The organism is Streptomyces sp. NPDC127068, assembly GCF_042724695.1.
GTDB lineage: Bacteria > Actinomycetota > Actinomycetes > Streptomycetales > Streptomycetaceae > Streptomyces.
Window position 1 is genome coordinate 70,974 of record NZ_JBHXEN010000010.1, and the last position, 20,780, is coordinate 91,753.

Genomic DNA, 20,780 nt, shown 5'->3' on the forward strand with positions numbered 1-20,780 from the left:
CGCCCCCAAGATCCCCCGCCCCGTTTGTGCGCCCGCCCCGGCCGCCCCGTGCACCCCGGCCGCCCCGCGCGTTCCCCGCGTTCCGTTGCCCCGCGGGCCGGCGCCGCCCCCGGACGCGGTGGCCTTTTCCGGTCCGATATTCCTACAGTGGGGCAATGCGTACCGAAGAGCCCCCGCCCTCCGCACGGGCCGGGGCGTCCGCCCTGCCCGGCGCCGAGGAGGCGCTCAGGGCGCTCCGCAGCGGGCTGTGGCACTGGGACACCGCCGCCGGTGTCGTCACCGTCGACGCGGAGGCCGCCCGGCTGCTCGGTCTGCCGCCGGTCGCCGGCGAGGTCACGGAGGCCCGGGTGCGCGCCCGCTTCCACCCGGTCGACTGGAACGAGATCGACGGGGTCGTCCGGCTCGCCGTCGCGGAGGACTCCCTCGCCGAGGCCCGCCTGCGGATCATGGACGAGCGGGGCCGGGTGATCCGCACGGTGCGCAGCCGCTCCAAGCCCACGTACCACCGCGAGACCGGTTCGTACGAGTTGGTCGGCGTGCTCCAGGAGATCGGCGAGCAGCCGCCGGGCGCCGCCGCGCACTCCCCCGTCACCGGTGACTGGCGCCGCTCCCGGGAGGCGTTCCTGCTGGACGCGGGGCGCGCGCTGGCGGAGGCCCGGTCGACGGCGGAGGTGCTGCGGGTCGCGGCCCGGCTGTCGATGCCCGGCTTCAGCCCCGACGGCCTCGCCGTGTTCGGGTTGGCGGGCGACCACCTCACCGTCATCGGCCACCACGGGCACTCCCCGGGCGCCGAAGGCCCCTTCACCGCGATGCCGCTGGACACCGACTACCCGGCGGCCGAGGTGGTGCGCACCGGACGGGCCGTGTACCTGTCCTCGCCCGGCGACTACCGCCGCGACTACCCGACGGCGTGGCGGCTCGCGGAACCCTTCGAGCGGCAGTCCTGGGCGTTCCTGCCGCTGGTCGTCGCGGGCCGCACCATCGGGGCGTGGATGGCGGCGTTCGCGTACCGGGTGACGTTCACCCCGGACGAGCGGGCGGTCCTGACGACCGTCGCGCGGATGCTGGCCCAGGCGTTGTCGCGGGCGGGCGCCGCCGAGAGCGAACGGGAACTCACCGACGGCCTCCAGCGCTCGATGCTCCCCACCCTCGGACCGGAGATCCCCGGCGTGCGACTGGCCGCGCGGTACGTGCCGACCGGCGGCGGACTCCAGGTCGGGGGCGACTGGTACGACGTGATCCCGCTGCCGTCCGGCCGGATCGCCCTGGTCATCGGGGACGTCCAGGGGCACGACGTCCGGGCCGCCGGGCTGATGGGACAGCTGCGGGTCGCGCTGCGCGCCTACGCGGCCGAGGGCCACCGCCCGGACGCGGTGCTGTCCCGCGCCGGACGGTTCCTCGCCGGGCTCACGGACGCCGTCCCGTACGGCGCCACGGGTCCCGCGCCGCCCGGGGAGGCCGCCGAGACCCGTTTCGCTACCTGTCTGTACGTGGAGGCCGACCCGCTCACGGGGGTACTGGAGATCGCCCGCGCCGGGCATCCGGAGCCGGCGATCCGGCTGGCCGACGGCACGGTCCTGCTCCGCTCGACGGCCGGCGGACTGCCGCTGGGCATCGACCCGGACACCGACTACCCGACGACCCGGTTGGTCCTGGAACCCGGCGAGACCATGCTGATCTGCACGGACGGCCTGATCGAGACGGGCGGCCACGACTGGGACACCGGTTGGGCCCGCATCCGCAGCACGCTGGAGGAGCACCCGGGCGACAGCCTGGAGGAGCTGGCGGACGGCCTGGTCCAGGCGGTGCACGGACCGTCCTCGCACCACACGACGGGACCGCTGGCGGACCGCCGCGAGGACGACATCGCCTTCCTGCTGCTGCGCCGCGGTGAACGTCCCGAACCGGTGACGCCGACCCGGCGGACCCTGCTGACGGTGGCCCAGGCGGAGCCGCACCGCATCGCCGCGGGCCGCCAGCAGCTGCGGGAGCTGCTGCACGACTGGGCGGACCGCGAACAGGTCGACTCGGCGGTGCTGATGGTGTCCGAGACGCTCACCAACGTCCTCGTCCACACGGACGGCGATGCGCTGATGACGGCCGAGGTGACCGGCGAACCGGGCCGGCGTCGGCTGCGGGTCGAGGTCACCGACGCCAGCGACGACCTGCCGCACCGGCGCGAGCCCGGCGAGTTGGCGTCCTCCGGGCGGGGCCTGGTGCTGATGGACCTGCTCGCCGACGCGTGGGGCGTGGACCCCCGCGGCGAGGGCAAGAGCACCTGGTTCGAGCTCGCCGAGTCCACGAAGTCCGCAGGGCCCGAGCGGGAGCCGGAGTCGGAGCCCGGTACCTAGCGCGGCCGTGACGGACGGCGGCCAGAGCCCGGCAACTCCCCTCCCCGGGGCGGGTGTCCGGCCTGATACCGGCTTGGCTCCCGAAGCGGCGGTGGGGCACCATGGCCACTGGACAAGTCAACTGGCCAACCAGTGAGGGACACGCGACCCATGGCACTGCCGAAGTACGAACAGATCGCGACCGAGATCCGGGGCCGCATCGTGCGGGGCGAACTCAACGCGGGCGACAGCCTGCCGAGCGAACGCGAGATGACGGACCGGTGGAGCGTCTCCCGTCCGACGATCGTCCGGGCGCTCCAAGTGCTGCGCCAGGAGGGCCTGATCGCCTCCCGACAGGGCGTCGGAACCACCGTGCAGCCGCGCGTTCCGCTGGCGCGCAGCGCGGGCGAGCGGTACCAGACCGCCGTCGCGACGGGGAACATCTACACGGCGGGGGAGTACGCCGAGATCCTGGCGGCGGAACTGACGGCCGCCCCGGAGCACGTCGCCACCGCACTGGGCGTGGAGACGGGAGCGAGCGTCGCACGGCGGCAGCGTGTCACTCGTGAGGGTGATCGTGCTTCGGCCATGTCCACCTCGTGGTTCACCACCGAAGTGGCCGACGCCGCGCCCCGGCTGTTGCAGCGGGAGCGGGTGCGCGAGGGCACCACGCGTTATGTGGAGATGCAGACCGGCCGGCGCCCGCAGACGGGCCGCGACTGGTGGAGTGCGCGGCTCGCCACCGACGACGAGCTGCGCGTTCTCGGACTCGACGGGCCGCAGGCGGTCGCGGAGGTGCGCCACATCTCCTATGACTCGGACGGCAGGCCGCTGGCCTACGAGGTGGGCGTGACGCCCGCCGGGCGATGGGCCAGGACCGAGGAGTACGCCATGCGGTCGGAGTGACGCGGCTGGCTGAAATGCCCTGCACAGCCCCCAACAACCCCTGCTTCGGCAGGGGTTGCTTCGTTTGACCTCCTTGACTGGACAGGTCAACCGGTGGAATGGTCCACCTATCCAATTCCCGTGACGGAAGGGCAGGCGACACCCGATGGTCGATCCCCGATACAGGCCCGGCGCCGGTTGGCGCGCGGACCGCATCCCGGGCAAACGCGTCCAGAAGATCGAAGGTGACGACGGCACCCGCTACCGACTGCCGCTCACGATCGTGCGGAACGGTGAGCACCGGGGCGACACCAGTCTGTGGATGTCCCCCTCCGAAGCGGAAGCCCTCCACGCGGAGCTGTGCCACGTCCTCGCGGACAACGACGAGGACCGCCGACGCCCGGCCTGCTCCCCCGCCCGGTGAGGCCCGCCCGCAGTCGGTTACGGCTGCGCGACGCGTTCGTCCGCTCCACCCGCGTACTGATCGGCGGCAGGTGCGGCCGGGTGATCGGGACGGCCCTCGGCACCGTCTGAACCCCCCGGGTGCCACCGGTCCGGCCGGTGGCACCCGGGGCCTACCGCGCAGACGGCCGTCCGACGCCGGATCAGGATCGGGCAGGCGAAGACGCGGGCGGGGACGGGGGCGCCGCGCCGCCGTAGTGGATGCGCAGCTCCGAGATCACGCCGAACGCCGCCGCCGTGAGCGGCACCGCGAGCAGCATCCCGAGGATGCCGGCCACCGAGGCGCCCGCGGTGATCGCCAGCAGCACGATCGCCGGATGCATCTGCACGGTCCGGCTCTGGATCATCGGCTGGAGCACCTGCCCCTCCAACACCTGCACGGCGAGCACCACCCCGAGCGCCCAGAGCGCGATGACGAACCCCCGGTCGGCGAGGGCGACGAGGACGGCGACCGCCCCGGAGATGAAGGCGCCCAGGTAGGGGATGTACGCGCCGACGAAGACCAGGGCGCCCAGCCCGATCGCCCCCGGCACGTCCAGGACCAGCAGGCCGACGGTGATGCACACCGCGTCGATGAACGCGATGAGCGTGGTCCCGCGCATGAAGCCCTCCACGGCCCGGAACGCCCGGCGGGCCATCGCCTCCAGGGTGTGCCCGGAGCCGCCGGGCGCGAACGAGTGCAGCGCGGCGAGCGCCCGCCCGGAGTCCCGGAGGAAGAAGAAGATCAGCAGCAGGGCCAGTACCGCGGTCGCGATCATCGTGCCGACGACGCTGATCCCGGTGATCACCCCGGACGCCGCGGTGCTCCCGAACTTGCCCAGCAGTTCCTTGGCGTTGGCCGCCAGGTCGTCCAGGGAGGTGCCGGCCGCCCCGAAGTAGTCGGTGATCGACCGGCCGGCCGTCCGCAGCGAGGTGATGATCTGCGGGCCGGAGTCGACGAGCGCGGCGACCACGATGTACACCGCCCCGCCGACCACCGCGACGACGGCCACGCAGGTCAGGCCCGCCGCCAGCGAGGCGTTCACCTTCGCCGCCACCAGCCGCCGGTACAGCGGGCGCAGCAGCGCCGTGCCCAGCAGGGCGAGCAGCACCGGGGTGACCGCCGTCTTGAAGACGATGCACAGCCAGATCCCGACCGCCACGACCCCGGCGACCAGGAGGAACACGACGCACCAGGCGGCGGTCCGACGGACGGGTTCGGGCAAAAGGGTACGCACGGTTCATAGCGTACGCAGGGGTCGGCGAACCACGGGTGCGCCCCGCGGGCGCCGTCGACGGGTGACGCCCCCGGCGGCCCGCGGGTGCTCAGTCCCGGAGGTTGATCGTGCCGCGCTGCCGCGGACCGTCGAACTTCGAACGGTCGACCGGCGGTCGGGGCGCCGGGGCGAGGGCCGTGAGCTTGATGACCTCGCGGCCGGCCAGGGCCACCCGCCACTGTCCGAGGTCGGGCCGTGCCCCGTAGGCCCCGGCGGCCTGGTCCAACAGCCGCCGCACCGCGTGCTCCCGACGTTCGTCCAGCACCCCGGGCAGCGGGGTGAACGGTGCGCCCGGGGCCGCGTACGCGTCGCGCGCGAGGATGCGGCTGATCGCGAGGGCGGCCTTGTAGCGGTCGGTGTCGACGGTGACGGCACCGGGCTTCGCCTCGGGGTCGCCCCAGTCGATGGTGTCCGCCTGCGCCAGCACCGGCGCCCGGCCCACCAGCCGCGCGCCGTCGCAGTCCAGCAGGTACACCGCGGGGGCGGGCCGCAGGGTCCACAGCACGTTCGCCGCCGAGAGGTCACCCAGCACCAGGCCCATGGTGTGCAGCCGGTGCAGCGCCTCGACCAGGGCCACGGCCAGCGCGTACCGCTCGGCAGGCGAGGGCTGCGCCACCGACTGCCAGGCGGCCTTCGGCGGGCGCAGCAGGAACGCCAACTCGGTCAGCTTGGTGTCCCCGGTGCCCGTGGTCCAGGTCATCGTCTCCGGGGCCCGGCGCATCAGGAACCCCGTCACCCGGCCCGCGCTGACGACCCGGCACAGCGGCCACGCGGCCTCGGCGTCGAGGCGGTCCCGGTGCGTCGGGTCGAGGACCCGGCGCACGCCGACCAGTCCGGCGAGCGCCTCCCCGTCGACCTGCCGCGGATCGCGGTAGCTCTTGTACAGCACCGTGGGCAGGTCGGCCAGGGTGAACACCTCGCCCTGGCCGCCGTCCCCGATGCGGTCCCGTACCGCCAGTGCGCCGAGGGGGACGTCCGCGCCGTCGTCCACGCTCATCCCTCGGGGCCCTCCCACAAGCACACGGCGGTGCGGTCGTCGTCGTAGGACTTCACCCGGTACTGGAGTTGCCAGAGGAAGTCGACCGGTCCGGGCACCTCGGCGGAGCCCCAGGCCCCGGCGAGGAAGTCCCGCATCCCGGCGTCCCCGGCGAGCGGGGTGGACAGGCCGTCGGTGCAGAGCACCAGGAGGTCCCCCGGCAGGGCGGGACCGTAGATCAGCGAGCGGGCGAACCGCGAACCGGGCAGCGCCTCGGTGCCGGTGTCGATGACCCCGGAGCCGCCCTGTCCCTCACCGAACACGTCGACGGTCCACACGCCCCGGCGCAGCAGCGCCCCGCCGCCGTCGCCCACCGCGAAGAAGCCGCGGTCCCGGACCCGCGGGTCGAGGGGCACCAGCAGTCCGCGCAGGGTGGTGGCGTGGTCGGCGGGGTGCCCGCCGCGTTCGGCCACGCTGCGGGCGAGTCCTTCGGCGGCGCTGCCGACCGCCGAGTTCACCAGCGCGCTGAACGTCGGCTCGTCGTGGGCGCGCAGCGATTCGGCGAGTTGCTCGGCGTACCGGTCGAGGAAGAGCGCGACGCTGCGGCTGACCTCGTGCGAACCGATGTGCGAGCGGGCGGCGGAGCCCACGCCGTCGGCGACGGTGAGCAGCAGCAGTCCGTTCGTCGGGTCGGGGCCGCCGAGCCGGGTGACGCCCAGCGCGTCCTGGCGCGGACCGCCCTCGTAGCGGTGCGAGTCCCCGCGGATCGAGGCGGCCCGTACCGTCAACGCCCCGTGGGTGGCACCGTCCACGACGATGTCCGGAACCACCGCGCCGTCGAGGTCGTCGCGCACGGACGGCAGGGTGCCGGGGTGCGGCGCGTACAGCGGCGGCTTGGGGCCGCTGTGCCGCGGGGGGCCCAGCAGCGGTACGGCGGCGGGGACCCGAACGGCTTCCGGAGCGGCGCCCGGCGGGGCCGGTTCCACCGCGGGCGCGCCCTCGGCCACCGGTACGGGCGCCGGAGCCGGTACGGGGGCGGACTCCGGTACGGGGGCGTGCGGTTCGGGGGCGGCGACGGGTGCGGGGGTGGGCGGCGGCGGGGGGACGGGCCGGTAGGCCACGGCGCCGACGCCCGACGGCAGGCTGTTCCACGCCTCGTCGAGCGCGTCCGCCCGCGCCTGCCCCGCCTCGGGGGTCTCCTCGGGACCCGACGCGGCCGGCGGCCACTCCTGAGGGGCGCCCGGCTGCGGGGCGCCCGGCTGGTGGATGTCCGGCTGGTGGATGTCCGGCTGGTGCACGGCCGGCCTCAGAGCTTGTCGAGGGAGACGGAGGTGAAGCCGGGCACGGTCTCGTCCACGGCGAGGTTGAACCCGCCGCTGCCGTCCGCCGGGATGCTGCTCGCCGAACGCACGATCGACCGGGTCAGGCTGGCCGCGAACTCGCGCAGCGCCTGCGCCGCCGACACGCTCTGGTCCTGCTGCATGAACGCCCGGAAGTTGGCGACGTGACCGATCGTCGCCCGGTCCGCCTCGCCGATGCCGAACGCGATGATGTTCGGCCGGTAGCGGGCGTCGATCAGCTCCTTGTGCGCCTGCTGCCAGTCGTCGTCGGTGGGCCCGCCGTCGGAGAGGAAGAACACCACCGGCCGGTACACGTCGTGGCCCTCCGCCTTCAGCGTGGTCACGTCCGCCTCGATGCAGGTGCGCAGGGTGCGGAACGCCTCCCCGTACGCGGTGAGTCCCCCGGCCGCGAGGCCCGGCAGGGTGTCGATGTCGCTGAGGTCCACCAACGGTTGCAGCACCTTGGCGTCGTTGGAGAAGCCGATCAGGCAGAACCGGGTCTTGTCCGCGACGGTCGGGTTGGTGCTGATCTCGCGGTGCAGCTCCGGCAGCGCGCTGTTGATGCTGTCGAGCGGGTCACCGTTCATGGATCCCGACTCGTCACACACGAGATAGAAGGGAAGGATCTGCACGGTTCTCGTACCTCCGGGCGGTGCTGTCAGGGTCGTGGGGCGGGGCGAACGTCCTCCGAGCCGGGAACGGTCGTCTCGGGACGGTCGCTTCAGTAGGTGTAGAAGTAGATCTCCAGATCGGCGGAACCGGCGGCCCCGCCCTTCCAGAAGTCGCGGGTCGTCGCCCCCTTGAACATGCCCGGACGGGCCTTCGTCAACAACGAGTTGACCCGGTGCGCGTAGTCGCCGCCGGCGCCCGGTTCGCCGTGGCGCCCGAAGGTGAGGACGAACGCGGCCTGCCGGCCCCGGTGCTTCGCGGTCACCGCACGCAGTTGGCGCACGATGCGGGCCCCGTCGCCGCGGGCCGCCGCGATGGAGACCCGTACCGGTTTGCGGTTCACCGCACGCGGGCCCTTCGGCTTCGCCGGCGACGTGCCGTCCGCAGACGCCGAAGGGCCGGGCCGCTTGCCCTCCGCGGCCTTGACCGGGTCGCCCTGGTCACCCATCGCGACCAGCGCGAGGACCAGCAGCAGGTCCGCGAAGAGCCAGCCCGCCAGGTGCAGGGCGTTGAACCGACGGGGCCGCGCCGGCCGTCTCCCCGGGGGCCTCACCGGTGGCCCGCCGGGGGCAGCGCGCCGGGCGCGGGCGTGTCACCGCCGTCGACGGGACGGGCGTCCTGCGGCTCGTCGTCGACCCAGGGACCGTAGGGGGCGGCGCTCTCCACTCCGCTGCCGGTGCGCCCCTCGGTGCTGCTGGAGCCCAACGGTCGCTCGGCCAAGGTCGGCTTGACCAACGTCTGGTGGGCCACGGTCGGGTTGCCCGACGCCGAGTTGCCCCACGTCGGATCGGTCGATGGCGCAGCGCCCTGCTCCGGGTGGCCGGCCGGGCCCGGCACCCGGGGGCGGAACGCGCCCTCCCGGGCCGCCTCCGCGACCACCGCGACGAGTTCCGCGAACCGTTCGGCGGTCTCCCGCAGCGCCCGGGCCTCCTCGGCGAGCCGCTGCGCCGCCTCCTGGGAGCCGGCGACCGCCCGCGCCGTGTCCTCGGTGACCTCCCCGAGCCGGTCCAGCACGCGGGCCGACACGTCCGTGGCCACCTCCGTCGCCGTGGTGAACGAACGTTGGGCGGCGCCCAGGGTGTGGACCGAGTCCTCCACCCGCTCCCCGGCCCGCCCCAACGCGTCCCGCACCTCGCCGTTGACGGTGCGGACGTCGTCGAGGGCCTTGCCCACGTCGCCGCCCGTGGTGCGGACCGCCGTCTCGATGCGGTGCGCGGCCTCCTCCAGGGGCCGGGCCGCAGCCGCCACCCCCGCGAGCCGCTGTTCCGCGCTGTCCACGGCCTCCCCCACCACGGACGCGGCGGCCGTCAACTCCTTCTGCGTGGTGGCGGACCGCCGCACCAGCGAACCCAACGAACCCGCCGCCTTCGTGAGTTCACCGGTGAACCGGGCGGGCGAGGTCAGCTTCTCCTCGTTGAGCAGGAGTTGGGCCTTGGTCAGTACGGGGACGAGCCGGGCGAGCAGGTCGTCGGCGGTGCGCTGCGCCTCGGCCTCCCGGCGGTCCTCGCGGGCGCGCCGGATGCCGTGCACGGTGGTGAGGACCAGCAGGACGACGATCGCCCCGGTCGCCAACATCGCCACGTTCCCGAAGGTGGACCAGCCGGTCAACCGTCCTTCGAAGCCGGTCTGCCACAGCTGGAGGAACGGCCGGGCCGCCATCTTCGGGTCCGCCCCGATCAGCGCCTCGTACGCGCTCGACGCCCGGGTGAGCCCGATCCAGGTGAGTAGCAGGGGAACGAAGACCAGGGCGCCGAGCACCGCCTCCAGCAGACCCCAGAGTCCGCGTCGCCCGTCGTCACCGCCCGGCACGTGGACGCTCTCCGGGCGGGCGTAGGCGTCCAACAGGTCGAGTTCCGTCCAGGGTTCGAGATCGCTGTCGCCGACGCCCTGGAGCGCGTCGGCGAGCGTGGTCAGCTCGTCCCGCCGTGGTGCGAGCCCGGGCTGGTCGGCCAGGTACCTCAGCTGTCCGGCGACCGCCGAACGGTCGGCCAGTACCCCAACGGGCATGAACACCCCACAGAACAGAGGACGGAGAAGACGGAACGGGAGGAGACGGAGTGGGCGAGGGAACGGAGCGTACAAGAGGGGACACGGAAGGACACCGTGAACGGCGACAACGGTGACGGCGTCGAACGGTGGGACACCGCACCGCGGACCTTCCGGATCGAGCCGGTCGCCCGCCCCCGCGCGCCGCTCGCACTCACCCCCGTGACCCCCGCGCGCAGCCGCCGATACTAGCGCACAAGGCACGGACAGGGCATATGATCCGGCGTGTTTCCAAGGGAGTTGGGGACCGCAGAGGGGGCCCGATGAACACCAGTGAACACCGTCCCGGGGACGATCGCAGACGTCAGGTGATCGATCTGCGCGGGCCCACCGCGCCCACCGCGCCCGCCCCGGCACCGTCCCGCCAGGAACGTCCCCGCCCCCCGACCCGGTTGCGCGCACCGGAGCCCGGAGCGCCGGCGCCGCTGGTGCTGTCCGCCGCCCGACCGCAGACCCGGATCGGCGGGCGGGGCGTCCTCCAGGCCAACCTCAACTGGCGGCCCGGGGTGGACGCGGACCTGGACCTCGGCTGTCTGGTCGCCTGCCGGGAGGGCGACGGTACGGCGGTCCAGGCGCTCGGCGACGCGTACGGGTCCCTCACCGCATGGCCGTACGTCAGCCTCGACCAGGACGACCGCACCGGTGCCAGCTCCGACGGCGAGACCCTGCGCGTCAGCCTGGACCACGCCCACCTCTTCGAACGCCTACTGCTCTACGTGTACGTGTACGAGGGCGCCGTCGACTTCCGCAGTCTGGGTGCCGCGGTGACGGTGTCCGCCCCGGGGCAGCAGGACGTCCGGATCGACCTCGACGATTCGCCGACCGGGGCGACCGCGTGTGCGATCGCCCTGGTCCGTCCGGCCGTCGACGGCTTGTCCCTGCGTCGGGAGGTCCAGTGGTTCCGTCCGACGCCGGAGCTGTGGCTCCACCAACAGATCGACGCGGCCTACGGGTTCGGCTTCGAATGGGTGTACGCGACGAAGGGGGAACGCTGAGGCGCGATGCCGTACGGGTCGGTCAGCCCGGGGCGGGGTCCCGGTCCTCCAGCGCGCACAGGGTCCCGTACGCGGACTGCACGAAGGGGGCGAGGGGGGTGGGCGCGGTGTTCGCGAGGGCGGCGAGCGCGGTGCCGGAGCGGGGGAGGAAGCCCACGAACGCGGTGAACCCCCGGGTGCCACCGGAGTGGTGGAGGAGCGGGCGGCCCTGCCGGGGCCGGAGGTTCCAGACCAGGCAGAGGCGGTTGTCGGTGCGGGGGAGCACCAGCCGCGGGCGCTGCACGTCGGCGAGGGCGGCGCGCAGGCTGGGGGGCGCCGCGCTGGCCGTGGGGTCGAGCAGGGCCGTCAACGTGGTGAGCAGGTCCCGGGCGCTGGAGCGCAGGGCGCCGGCGGCGGGCAGGCCGGGGATGCGCCAGGCCGGCCGGGGCCGGCCGTGCCAGTGCCCCCGTGCCTGGGGACGGTGGGGGTCGCAGTCGGAGTCCGTCAGGCCCAGGGGGGTCAGGACCCGTTCGGCCAGCAGTGCGGGGTAGCCGGCCGGGTCCCCGTCGTCGCGACCGCCGGCGGCCCGGACCAGTGCGTGACCGAGGAGCCCGGCCCCGAAGTTGGAGTAGCGCACCCGTGCGCCGGGGCGGTGGTGCAGCCGGGTGCGGGAGAGCGAGTCCAGCAGGTCGGTGGTGGTGAACTCGGCGTACGGGTTGCTGAACCAGGCGCGCCGGGCCGAGCCGGTGACCAGGCCCGGGGGCAGCCGGGGCAGCCCGGAGGTGTGGGTGGCCAGGTGCAGCAGGGTGATCGGGGGGCCCGGCACCCGGCGGGGCAGGTAACGGCTGACGGGGTCGTCGTAGCGGACCTCGCGTCGGGCGGCGAGTTCCGCGAGCAGCAGCGCGGTGAACGTCTTGGTGACCGAGCCGGTCTCGAAGCGGGTCTCCGGGGTGCTCCCCCGGGTCAGCAACAGGCGGTCGTCGCCCTGTCCGGCCGCCACGGCCACCGCGGTCGCGCCCTTGGCGGCGTGGAGCAGTGGCCGTAACCGGGCGTCGAGGAGCGGGTCGGTCACCGGGCGCCCGCCCGGTCCCCGACGGCCCGGTCCCCGGCCGCCCGGGCGAGGGCGACGGAACCGGCCACCGCGGTGACGACGACGGTGTGTTGGTGGTCCGCGAAGCGCAGCGCCGGGTCCTCGTCGACGGGGTCGCCGTCGCGGGGGACGAAGCCGTCCTCCTGTTGGAGGTCGGCGAGCATCTGCCAGTCCTCGGGGTTGCAGTAGGGCTCGTCCAGGCTGGCGCCGACGATGAGGAGTTCGCCCACCAGGTCCCACTGGGCGACCTCGCGCCAGATGTCGATCCACACCGGTAGCCAGGTGCGCAGGTACGCGGTGATCTGCGGGGACAGGCCCTGGGGACGGCTGCCCCAGTCGGTGAGGTGGAAGACGGTGTGGGTGACCGCGTATCCGGTGATCCAGTTGATGGCCCACGGTTCCGGCAGGGCGCCGAGCCAGGTGTCGCGGGTGAGCGCGGCCCAGTCGTCCTTGCGGTCCAGGCCCACCACCCGGGCGGCGTTGGCCACCGCGAGCTTGCGGTTGGGCAGGTGCTCGATTCCCTCGACGGAACGCAACCCGGTGAGGTGGGTGAGCAGCCGGTGCAGGTCCGCGTGGCGGTATCCGCAGCGGGCGAAGGCCGCGTAGGTCTCCAACGGGTCGGTCATCAGGACGTGCTGGAGCTGGCGTTCGTACAGCATGTCGCCCTGCCGGAACTGGTCCCAGCAGAAGTCCAACAGGCTCTGTGCAGCGACCAGTTGACCGGGACCGGCGACGCCGTCACGCAGGATGACGGAGGCGGCGAGCGCGGTTTCGCTGAGGGGTTTGTAGACGCTGTCGGGTTCGGCGAGCGTCTCCGTACCGTCCTGGAGGAAGGCGCCGTGGGCACGGTTCGCGTGCAGCCAGGACAGGCCCCGGTCGGCCATGCTCCGGGCCGCCACGGCCACGGACTCGGGAACCGTCATCTGCGTACCGCCTCCGGGTCCTGGGGGTACTGGGGGAGCTGGCCTTCGAGCAGGTGCCGGGCGACCGCCAGGTCGACCGCGGCGCGGGGGCTCGTCCCGCCCAGGAGCCGTACGTGCTCCGTCGTCGTCACCGGGTCGAGCGGCAGGGCGACGCCTTCGTGGTGGAGCCAGGCGAGCCAGCGGATCAGCCGGACCGCGGTGGAGTAGTCGCGGCGCAGCACCGAACGGGTGACGCCGCGGGACAGGGACAGCGCCGCGCCGCGGGCCGCCTCGTGCACCGGGCCGTCGAGACCGGGGGTGGCGAGCGAGGCGAGCTGCGCCATCCGTACGGACCACTGCTGCCAGTCGCCGGTGTCGGTGAGGGCGCCGGCCGCGGTGGGGGGCGGGGTGTCCGTGCCGGGGGCGGTCTCCCCGCCGAAACGGGTCAGGAGCTGCCCGGTCGCCCAGTCGCGCCAGGCGACGACGCCGCCGTCGCCGGGGGCCGGGGCGCCGACGACCGACGCCGGGAAGGCGTCGAACGACCGGGCCACGGCGGCGGCGTCCTCCGTGTGGAAGGGAACGCCGATGAGCACGTGCGGGGTGAAGGCGTCCGCGCCGATGACCCGGATGGCGGCGAGAGCGGCCAACGCATCGGGAGCGGTGTGGAAATGGCGGGCGATGAACGCCGTGTCCCCGGCGCCGCGAAGGGCGCTGAGGACACGGGTGGCGAGTTCGTCTGCCGCCGCAGCGAAGTTCGCCCGAGAGCTCACTTACTCTTCGGCTCCCTCGGCTCCTTGGGGGACAGGAGCAGGGCGAGCAGCAGAAGACCGACAGACTCCGGCGCGTAGATGGGAGCGCCGCTGACCGTGGTCTCCGGCTCCAGCATCAGTGTTCCTACGGCCGTTGCCTCACTAGAGGTAGCGACGATGCGGATGTCCTTCTGAGCGAGCATCAGTGCCTCCTTTTGGAGAGACGTATCACCACTTATGTGGCGATGCTGCTAATGAGGCTAGCCGTTCATACAAGACTTAGAGCGGCGAAGTTCTGATGTTCACCCGAAAGGCGGCGTGTCTCCGATGTCACCGCATCGGGGCGGCCGGGACGGGAACTCGGCGACGAACTCGGTGTCGGCCACCGCGTCGTGGCCCCGGGTGGCCCTGTACCGGGGGAGTTCGGACAGCCGCCGGACCGGGCCCTCGCGCCGCCTCCGACGACCAGCAGGCGGCGTTCACCCGGTCGGCGGCGCGCCTTGTGGTCGGCGTACGCCGGGCGTCGCCTCCCTGCGCGGGTCGAGGTCGGCCGGAATCACGGCGGGCGGGCCCGTGGTGAACCGGAACGGGGTTCCGGGGTGGGGCTCCGGGGTGGGGTTCCGGGACGGGTCTGTTGGGCGGGGCTGTTGGGCTGAACGCCGAACGGCCCCGTCCGGCTGGTGGGCCGGACGGGGCCGTGGGCGTGCGGGCGCACGGGGCTGACGCCCCGGGGTCACATGCCGTGGACCGCCGGGATCGTGCCGAGCCGGCCCTTCTGGAAGTCGTCGAACGCCTGCTGGAGCTCTTCGCGGGTGTTCATGACGAAGGGGCCGTAGTGGGCCATCGGCTCGCGCAGCGGCCGACCACCGAGGAGGACGACCTCCAGGTCCGGGGTGTGGGAGTCCTGCGACTCGTCCGCGCGGACGGTGATCGACGAGCCGTTGCCGAAGACCGCGGTCTGGCCGAGGTGGATCGGACGACGGTCCGTGCCCACGGTGCCGCGTCCGGCGAGGACGTACGCCAGGGCGTTGAAGTCCTGCCGCCAGGGGAGGGTGACCTCCGCGCCGGGGCGCACGGTCGCGTGGACCATCGTGATCGGCGTGTGGGTGATGCCGGGCCCCTCGTGTCCGTCCAGCTCACCGGCGATCACCCGGAGCAGCGCACCGCCGTCGGGCGTGGTGAGCAACTGGATCTCTCCACCGCGGATGTCCTGGTAGCGGGGGTCCTTCATCTTGTCGGCGGCGGGCAGGTTGACCCACAGCTGGAGGCCGTGGAACAGGCCGCCGGACATCACCAGCTGCTCCGGCGGGGCCTCGATGTGCAGCAGGCCGGAACCCGCCGTCATCCACTGGGTGTCACCGTTGGTGATGGTCCCGCCACCGCCGTTGGAGTCCTGGTGGATGAAGGTGCCGTCGATGATGTAGGTGACGGTTTCGAAGCCGCGGTGGGGGTGCCAGGGGGTTCCCTTCGGCTCACCCGGCGCGTAGTCGACCTCGCCCATCTGGTCCATCATGATGAACGGGTCCAGGTACTTGTAGTTGATCCCGGCGAAGGCCCGGCGGACCGGGAATCCCTCGCCCTCGAAGCCGCTCGGAGCGGTGCTCACGGCCAGCACCGGACGCGCGTCGGCGTCCTTCGGTGCAGCCACGCGGGGCAGGGTCAGCGGGTTCTCAACGGTCACAGCGGGCATGGTGGGGACCTCCTCGTGATCCGAGTTTAGTTGAATGTAGAACTTTCTGCCACTGGAAAGCATTCCCCGGCCCCACCGGGCCGACCCACCCGACCTCGAAAGACGGAAACGTCCCCGCCACACGCTTGGATTCTCCAAGTACCGATGTTGGGCGAGGGCGGCCCCCACTGCGGCGGGACCGACCGTGGCGGGACCGACCGGCAGGGGATCAGTCCGCCACGGCGCGGATGAGCCGCGCCGCTGAGCGGGGTCGGGCCCACTCCGGCACGGGACCAACCCGATCGCCCGCACGGGTCAGCCGCACCACAGCGCGGGATCAGCCCCCACCGCCGAACAGGGTCGGCGGCGTCGCGGCGGGGATCGGTCCCGCCGCCGAAGGGTGTCCCCCCTCGACCACCACCACGACACGGGACCAATCGCACCGCGCTGACCGGGCCGCCCCCGCCCCGGCACGAGGTCAGGCCCGCCACCGAACCGGGTCAGCCCACCCCGGCGCGGGCTCCGCTCCGCTCCGCACCACCGCACGGGACCAACCGCACCACCGCACGGGCTCAGCTCCGTCAGGACGGCTCCAGCAAGCCGCGCAGCACCTCGTACGAGTGGTCCCAGTTCCACTCCGCCCGGACCCACGCGCGCCCCTTCGCCCCCATGTCGGACGCGAGCCGGCCGTCGCGCAGCAGCCGGACCAGACGGTCGCCCACCGCCGCTACCGACCGACCGTCGACCACGTACCCCGTCTCCCCGTCGCGCACGGTGTCCGGGGCGCCGCCGGAGTCACCTGCGACGACCGGCAACCCGGACGCGGCGGCCTCCAGGTAGACGATGCCCAGGCCCTCCACCTCCAGCCCCCGTCGGCGGGTACGGCACGGCATGGCGAAGACGTCGGCGGCGGCGTAGTACCCGGGCAGTTCGCCGTGCGGGTGGCCGCCCGCGAAGACCACGCCGTCCGCCACGCCCTCCGCCACCGCGAGTCTTCGCAGCTCCGCCTCGTGGGGGCCGTCCCCGACCAGCAGCAACACCGCGTCCGGGATCACCCGGCGTACCCACGGCAGCGCCCTGACCAGGGTGTCCTGCCCCTTGCGGGGCACCAACCGGGAGGCGCACAGGATCACCGGGCGACGACCGAGGCCGTACCGCGCCCGCGCCGGAGTGCCGTCCAACCCGGGCCGGAAGACCGCCGTGTCGACACCGGGGACCAGCCGCTCCACCCGGGCCCCGGGCGGCAGCGCCGCCGCTATTGGGCGGCCGGTGGCGGGGCCGAGCACGGTGACGACGTCGGTATGCGCGCCCACGCGGTGCAGCAGGCCGCGGGTACCGGGCGTCCGTGCCCACCAGACCTCGTGGCCGTGGGTGGTCGCGACCGCCGTCCGCACCCCCGCGTCCCGCCGCAGCCGTCGCGCCATGAGGCCGAGCGGGGCCGCCGCGCCGAACCAGACCCGGTCGCAGCCGTAGCGGCGCGCCGTCCGCACCGCCTTCGTCGTCGCCGCCGGGGTGGGCAGGAGGGTGCGGGCCCGGGTGCGTACGACCGGGTACGGGAGAGCGGCGTCGTGCGCCGCGGCACCGGGCTCCGCCGAGGTCAGGACGACGACCCCGGCGGCGGGAAAGCGGTCCGCGAGGGCGCCGACGAAGGTCTCGATGCCGCCCTGCCGGGGCGGGAAGTCGTTGGTGACGATCAGCGTGCGCATGCGGGTCTCCTGAGGTGGGGACTCGGGCACGCAGTCCGTTCGGCGCCCGTCGACGACGAGAGTAGGAACGGGAAGGCCGGCGGGGCGTCATACGACGGTGCCAACCCGCACCTCACACCACGGGTTGATGTGGTCTCGCTCCTGCCGTCCGTACGGTGAGCGCATGGGCGTTGCATCGAACCTCCGCACCGCCCGGCTGCGCTCGTGGGCTGGTTGGACCGGCACGTCCACCTACTACAGCGCCACCGGGTGGGTCCTCACCTGCCTCGCGGTACTGGAGCTGATCTGGATACCGGCCGCCTCGCTCTGGGCGGACGTGGGGGTGTTGGTGTCCGCGGTGTCCCTGGTGTGGAGGCGCGTGTGCCCGCCCGTCGGGTTCCTCACGGTCGCCGCGGGGCTCGTCGCCTTCGCCGCCGACTACAGCTTCTACCTGGTCACGATCGTCAGCGGGCTGTGCGGCGTCTACACCCTCGCCCGGAACCGGGTGCAGCACCCGGCGGTCCTGGTGCTGGGCGGACTGCTCGGCGCCGTGGCCGTGAACCTGGTGCACATAGCGACCTGGCCGCCCATCGACGGCGTGGTGGTCCCCGCCATCGGAGAGCGCGCCTCGCTCGGGCTGTTCGCGGAGGCGTTCATCCTGACGGTCGTGGTCATCGGCGCGGTCGCGATGGGGGACGCGGTCCGGGCCCGGGACGAGACCCGGCGGGAGCGCGCCCGGTCACAGGCCCGGCTGATAGCGATGGAGCGACGGGAGGCGGCGGCGGAGGAACGGGCGGCCATCGCCCGCGAACTGCACGACATCGTCGCCCACTCGGTGTCGATGATCGCCGTCCAGGCGGAGAGCGCCACGTACACGACGCCGGGCCTGACCGTCGAGGCCCGCGAGGGCTTCCAACAGATAGCCCGGAACGCCCGTGCCTCGATGGACGAACTACGCCGGCTGCTCGGGGTGTTGCGCACCCCTGGTGAGCCGGGGCACGTACTGACCGCTCCCCAACCCACGTTGGGGCATCTGCCCGCACTCCTGGAGCAGCACCGTGCGGTGGGCGGGCGGGCGGAGTTGACGGTCGTCGGGGAGCGCGTCGCGCTGCCCGCCGTATGGGAACTGTCCGCCTACCGCATCGCGCAGGAGGCCCTGACCAATGCCCGCAAGCACGCGCCGGGCGCCCGTACGCTGGTGGAGGTCGACTACGGCACGGACCGACTGCTGGTGGTGCGGGTCCAGGACGACGGGCCCGGGCCGGCGCGGGCCTCACCCGGCCCGCCCGGCCCGCCCGACTCACCCATCCCGCCCGACGCGCGCGGTGACGGACACGGACTCAACGGCATGCGGGAGCGCGCCGCCCTGGTCGGGGGACGCCTCACCGCCGGAGCGGGCCCGGCCGGGGGCTTCACCGTGGTCGCGGAACTCCCGTGGTGAACGGCACTCCCTCGTCGACCTGCGGCAGGCAAAGGGGAGAGGGGTGCCGGGCAGCGACCGGAAGCGACCAGGAGCAGAAAGGGAATGCGGAGCATGAGGGGCAGTGGCGGTACGGGCGGGGTGATCCGGACGGTCGTCGCGGACGACCAGTCGGTGGTGCGGACCGGATTCGTCAATCTGCTGTCGACGCAGGACGACATCGAGGTCGTCGGCGAGGCGGAGGACGGGGTGCAGGCGGTGCGGGTCACCGCACGGACCCGACCCGATCTGGTCCTGCTGGACATCAGGATGCCCCACATGAACGGCATAGAGGCGGCCCGCGAGATCCTCGCCGATCCCGTCGACGCCCCCAAGGTGCTGATGCTGACGACGTTCGGCCTCGACGAGTACGTGTACGACGCGCTGGCCGCCGGTGCGGGCGGGTTCCTGCTCAAGGACGCGACCTTCCCCGAACTCCTGCACGCCGTCAGGGTCGTGGCGGCCGGCGACGCACTGCTGTCACCGGAGATCACCAAACGACTGATCGGCGACTTCGTGAGCAGCCGGGCGGGCGTGCGGCCGGCGCGCCGGGCCGAAGGGCTCACCACGCGCGAGGCGGAGGTGCTGATGCTGATCGCCCGGGGCCTGTCGAACGCCGAGATCGCCGTCCGGCTCACCATCACCGACCACACCGTGAAGACCCACATCAACCGGCTGTTCGCCAAGTTGGGGCTGCGGGACCGGGCCCAGGCCGTGATCACTGCCTACGAGTGGGGGATGGTGCGCCCGGGGGACCCGGACGAGGCGGGAGGGGGTGGCATCCGCCTCCCGGACGGGCCGGTGTCCGTCCGGGAGGCGGGCAGTCGCGTCGGGCGGATCGCCTAGCGCGCCACGAACTGCGTGAGGATCGCCTGGACCTCGTAGATGTCGACGCCCTTGGTGAACGTCTTCTGGATCGGCAGGGGGTTGCCGGAGACCCAGAGCTTCAGCTCGGCATCGAGGTCGAAGGTGCCGGAGGTCTCGACCGCGAAGTGCGTGATGCTCCGGTACGGAATGCTGTGGTACTCGGTCTTCTTGCCGGTGATGCCCTGCTTGTCGACCAGGATGAGCCGGCGGTCGGTGAAGAGGATCGAGTCCCGGACCAACTGGTAGGCGGCTTGGACCTGCTCGCCGTGGCCCAACAGCTTGGCGTAGTCCTGCGCCGCCTGACTCGGGTCGATCGTGTGCGCGTTTCCGAACAGTGCCATGACCTGCCCCCCATGTGAGTTTCGTACGAATTTACGACTGTACACGTGAGGTCATTCTGCTGACGAGCAAGGTCGCACGTGCGGGGAGCAGTCCACACGAACGAGGTCTTCCCCCGGTCGAAGACGGGCGCCCCTTCTCCCACTTCTGTTATACGGAAGGGGAGTTCGGGCCTCTCGGGGCGCCGGACCGGTTCACCCGGAGCAGCCGGGCCGCCCACCCTGAGGACCACCGTGTACGACGAGCCACCGACACCGACCGGAGCCATCACGCGAACCGGGAAGCGGCGCCCGGTCCGCGGCAGACGTGTGTGGGGCGCGCTCGCCGTGCTCGTCACGCTGAGCACGGCGACGGTGGGCGCGGGCAGCCCCGCCCCGGCCCCGTCCCCGTCCCCGGCAACCGCCCCGGCAACCGCCGCAGCCCCGGCAACCACCCCCGCCCCACCGACCGCCGAGGCACCCGCCACCTCCGGAGCCCCCACCGCCGGGGGGACACCGGACGCCCCGACGGCCACCGAGCCCCGCACCACCGAACCGCCCCCCGCCCCGGCCCGGCCCCCCGCACCGGGACCCGCCACGAAGCCGGCACCGGAGCCGGCACCGCGCGAGCGCCCCGCGCCCCAGCAGCCCGCACCGGCCCCGGTCGCCGCCGGATCGGGCGGACTGATCGCCCAGGTCACCGCACTGGTCAACGCCCAACGGGTCCGGGTGGGTTGCCGTCCCGTCACGGTCGACCCCCGGCTGAACCGGGCGGCGGCCCGACACAGCCAGGACATGGGCCTACGGGGGTACTTCGGCCACGCCTCGCCGGAGGGACGCAGCGTGGGGGACCGGGTCACCGCCGCGGGGTACGCCTGGTCGGTCGTGGGGGAGAACGTGGCCGCCGGACCGCGCACCGCACGCGCGGCGATGGACGGATGGATGGCCAGCCCCGGCCACCGCGCCAACATCCTCCACTGCCCCTTCACCCACATGGGTCTCGGCGTCGACCGGGCCGCCGAAGCCGCCGACGGGCCGCACTGGACGCAGGTGTTCGCCAGACCCGAGAAGTGACCTGAGAAGTGACCTGAGAAGTGACCCGGG

21 protein-coding genes are annotated in these 20,780 nt (G+C 73.4%); 8 read left to right on the plus strand and 13 right to left on the minus strand.

What is annotated here, in order from left to right:
• Positions 1–155: 155 nt before the first annotated feature.
• The 3 genes from ACFWIA_RS08615 to ACFWIA_RS08625 all read left to right on the plus strand — a co-directional run bounded on the left by ACFWIA_RS08615 (position 156) and on the right by ACFWIA_RS08625 (position 3,639).
• Positions 156–2,351, plus strand: a complete 2,196-nt coding sequence (locus ACFWIA_RS08615) for a SpoIIE family protein phosphatase (RefSeq protein ID WP_387001765.1) — start codon at positions 156–158, stop codon at positions 2,349–2,351.
• Between the two features lie 150 nt (positions 2,352–2,501).
• Positions 2,502–3,236 (plus strand): GntR family transcriptional regulator, encoded by a 735-nt coding sequence (locus ACFWIA_RS08620; protein WP_387001767.1) that lies wholly within the window; start codon positions 2,502–2,504, stop codon positions 3,234–3,236.
• A gap of 145 nt (positions 3,237–3,381) precedes the next feature.
• Complete coding sequence (locus ACFWIA_RS08625; RefSeq protein WP_387001769.1) at positions 3,382–3,639, plus strand: hypothetical protein; 258 nt, start codon at positions 3,382–3,384, stop codon at positions 3,637–3,639.
• A 181-nt stretch (positions 3,640–3,820) separates the two neighbouring features.
• Here ACFWIA_RS08625 and ACFWIA_RS08630 read toward each other — a convergent pair whose 3' ends face one another.
• From ACFWIA_RS08630 to ACFWIA_RS08655, 6 genes are all read right to left on the minus strand, one after another.
• Positions 3,821–4,894 (minus strand): AI-2E family transporter, encoded by a 1,074-nt coding sequence (locus tag ACFWIA_RS08630; protein ID WP_387001770.1) that lies wholly within the window; start codon positions 4,892–4,894, stop codon positions 3,821–3,823.
• An 88-nt stretch (positions 4,895–4,982) separates the two neighbouring features.
• On the minus strand, positions 4,983–5,930 hold the full coding sequence (locus ACFWIA_RS08635) for a hypothetical protein (RefSeq protein ID WP_387001772.1): 948 nt from the start codon (positions 5,928–5,930) through the stop codon (positions 4,983–4,985).
• Complete coding sequence (locus ACFWIA_RS08640; RefSeq protein ID WP_387001774.1) at positions 5,927–7,207, minus strand: protein phosphatase 2C domain-containing protein; 1,281 nt, start codon at positions 7,205–7,207, stop codon at positions 5,927–5,929. Before ACFWIA_RS08640 ends, ACFWIA_RS08635 begins: the two co-directional genes overlap by 4 nt.
• An 8-nt stretch (positions 7,208–7,215) precedes the next feature.
• A complete protein-coding gene (locus ACFWIA_RS08645) occupies positions 7,216–7,881 on the minus strand; it encodes a VWA domain-containing protein (RefSeq protein ID WP_387001776.1) in 666 nt (221 codons plus the stop codon).
• An 89-nt stretch (positions 7,882–7,970) separates the two neighbouring features.
• On the minus strand, positions 7,971–8,471 hold the full coding sequence (locus tag ACFWIA_RS08650; RefSeq protein WP_387001777.1) for a hypothetical protein: 501 nt from the start codon (positions 8,469–8,471) through the stop codon (positions 7,971–7,973).
• On the minus strand, positions 8,468–9,925 hold the full coding sequence (locus ACFWIA_RS08655; protein ID WP_387001779.1) for a methyl-accepting chemotaxis protein: 1,458 nt from the start codon (positions 9,923–9,925) through the stop codon (positions 8,468–8,470). Before ACFWIA_RS08655 ends, ACFWIA_RS08650 begins: the two co-directional genes overlap by 4 nt.
• A 96-nt stretch (positions 9,926–10,021) precedes the next feature.
• Here ACFWIA_RS08655 and ACFWIA_RS08660 point away from each other — a divergent pair, with 96 nt between their 5' ends.
• Both ACFWIA_RS08660 and ACFWIA_RS08665 read left to right on the plus strand, forming a co-directional pair.
• On the plus strand, positions 10,022–10,156 hold the full coding sequence (locus ACFWIA_RS08660) for a hypothetical protein (protein WP_387001781.1): 135 nt from the start codon (positions 10,022–10,024) through the stop codon (positions 10,154–10,156).
• Between the two features lie 71 nt (positions 10,157–10,227).
• Complete coding sequence (locus tag ACFWIA_RS08665; protein ID WP_387001783.1) at positions 10,228–10,959, plus strand: tellurium resistance protein; 732 nt, start codon at positions 10,228–10,230, stop codon at positions 10,957–10,959.
• A gap of 22 nt (positions 10,960–10,981) precedes the next feature.
• On the opposite strand, the gene ACFWIA_RS08670 is transcribed toward ACFWIA_RS08665, so the two are convergent.
• The 6 genes from ACFWIA_RS08670 to ACFWIA_RS08695 form a co-directional block, all read right to left on the minus strand.
• The gene (locus ACFWIA_RS08670) at positions 10,982–12,010 is read right to left on the minus strand and encodes a serine hydrolase domain-containing protein (protein ID WP_387001785.1); all 1,029 of its coding nucleotides are present in this window, start codon (positions 12,008–12,010) and stop codon (positions 10,982–10,984) included.
• Positions 12,007–12,951, minus strand: coding sequence for a DUF6895 family protein (locus ACFWIA_RS08675; RefSeq protein WP_387001787.1), 945 nt, complete (start codon positions 12,949–12,951; stop codon positions 12,007–12,009). The genes ACFWIA_RS08670 and ACFWIA_RS08675 overlap by 4 nt, the downstream gene beginning before the upstream one ends.
• Positions 12,948–13,700 carry a hypothetical protein gene (locus tag ACFWIA_RS08680; protein WP_387001789.1) on the minus strand — a complete coding sequence of 251 codons (753 nt, stop codon included), beginning with the start codon at positions 13,698–13,700 and terminating at the stop codon, positions 12,948–12,950. Before ACFWIA_RS08680 ends, ACFWIA_RS08675 begins: the two co-directional genes overlap by 4 nt.
• On the minus strand, positions 13,697–13,882 hold the full coding sequence (locus ACFWIA_RS08685; RefSeq protein ID WP_387001791.1) for a hypothetical protein: 186 nt from the start codon (positions 13,880–13,882) through the stop codon (positions 13,697–13,699). Before ACFWIA_RS08685 ends, ACFWIA_RS08680 begins: the two co-directional genes overlap by 4 nt.
• 530 nt (positions 13,883–14,412) lie before the next feature.
• A complete protein-coding gene (locus tag ACFWIA_RS08690) occupies positions 14,413–15,369 on the minus strand; it encodes a pirin family protein (RefSeq protein ID WP_387001792.1) in 957 nt (318 codons plus the stop codon).
• Between the two features lie 560 nt (positions 15,370–15,929).
• Positions 15,930–17,054, minus strand: a complete 1,125-nt coding sequence (locus ACFWIA_RS08695; protein WP_387001793.1) for a glycosyltransferase family 4 protein — start codon at positions 17,052–17,054, stop codon at positions 15,930–15,932.
• Between the two features lie 163 nt (positions 17,055–17,217).
• Here ACFWIA_RS08695 and ACFWIA_RS08700 point away from each other — a divergent pair, with 163 nt between their 5' ends.
• Both ACFWIA_RS08700 and ACFWIA_RS08705 read left to right on the plus strand, forming a co-directional pair.
• Positions 17,218–18,474: a sensor histidine kinase gene (locus ACFWIA_RS08700; RefSeq protein ID WP_387001794.1), complete on the plus strand. Its 1,257-nt coding sequence runs from the start codon at positions 17,218–17,220 to the stop codon at positions 18,472–18,474.
• A 93-nt stretch (positions 18,475–18,567) separates the two neighbouring features.
• Complete coding sequence (locus ACFWIA_RS08705; RefSeq protein WP_387001795.1) at positions 18,568–19,338, plus strand: response regulator; 771 nt, start codon at positions 18,568–18,570, stop codon at positions 19,336–19,338.
• Here ACFWIA_RS08705 and ACFWIA_RS08710 read toward each other — a convergent pair.
• The gene (locus ACFWIA_RS08710; protein ID WP_387001796.1) at positions 19,335–19,700 is read right to left on the minus strand and encodes a PH domain-containing protein; all 366 of its coding nucleotides are present in this window, start codon (positions 19,698–19,700) and stop codon (positions 19,335–19,337) included. The genes ACFWIA_RS08705 and ACFWIA_RS08710 overlap by 4 nt on opposite strands.
• A 231-nt stretch (positions 19,701–19,931) precedes the next feature.
• Here ACFWIA_RS08710 and ACFWIA_RS08715 point away from each other — a divergent pair, with 231 nt between their 5' ends.
• Complete coding sequence (locus tag ACFWIA_RS08715; RefSeq protein WP_387001797.1) at positions 19,932–20,750, plus strand: CAP domain-containing protein; 819 nt, start codon at positions 19,932–19,934, stop codon at positions 20,748–20,750.
• Positions 20,751–20,780: the final 30 nt, after the last annotated feature.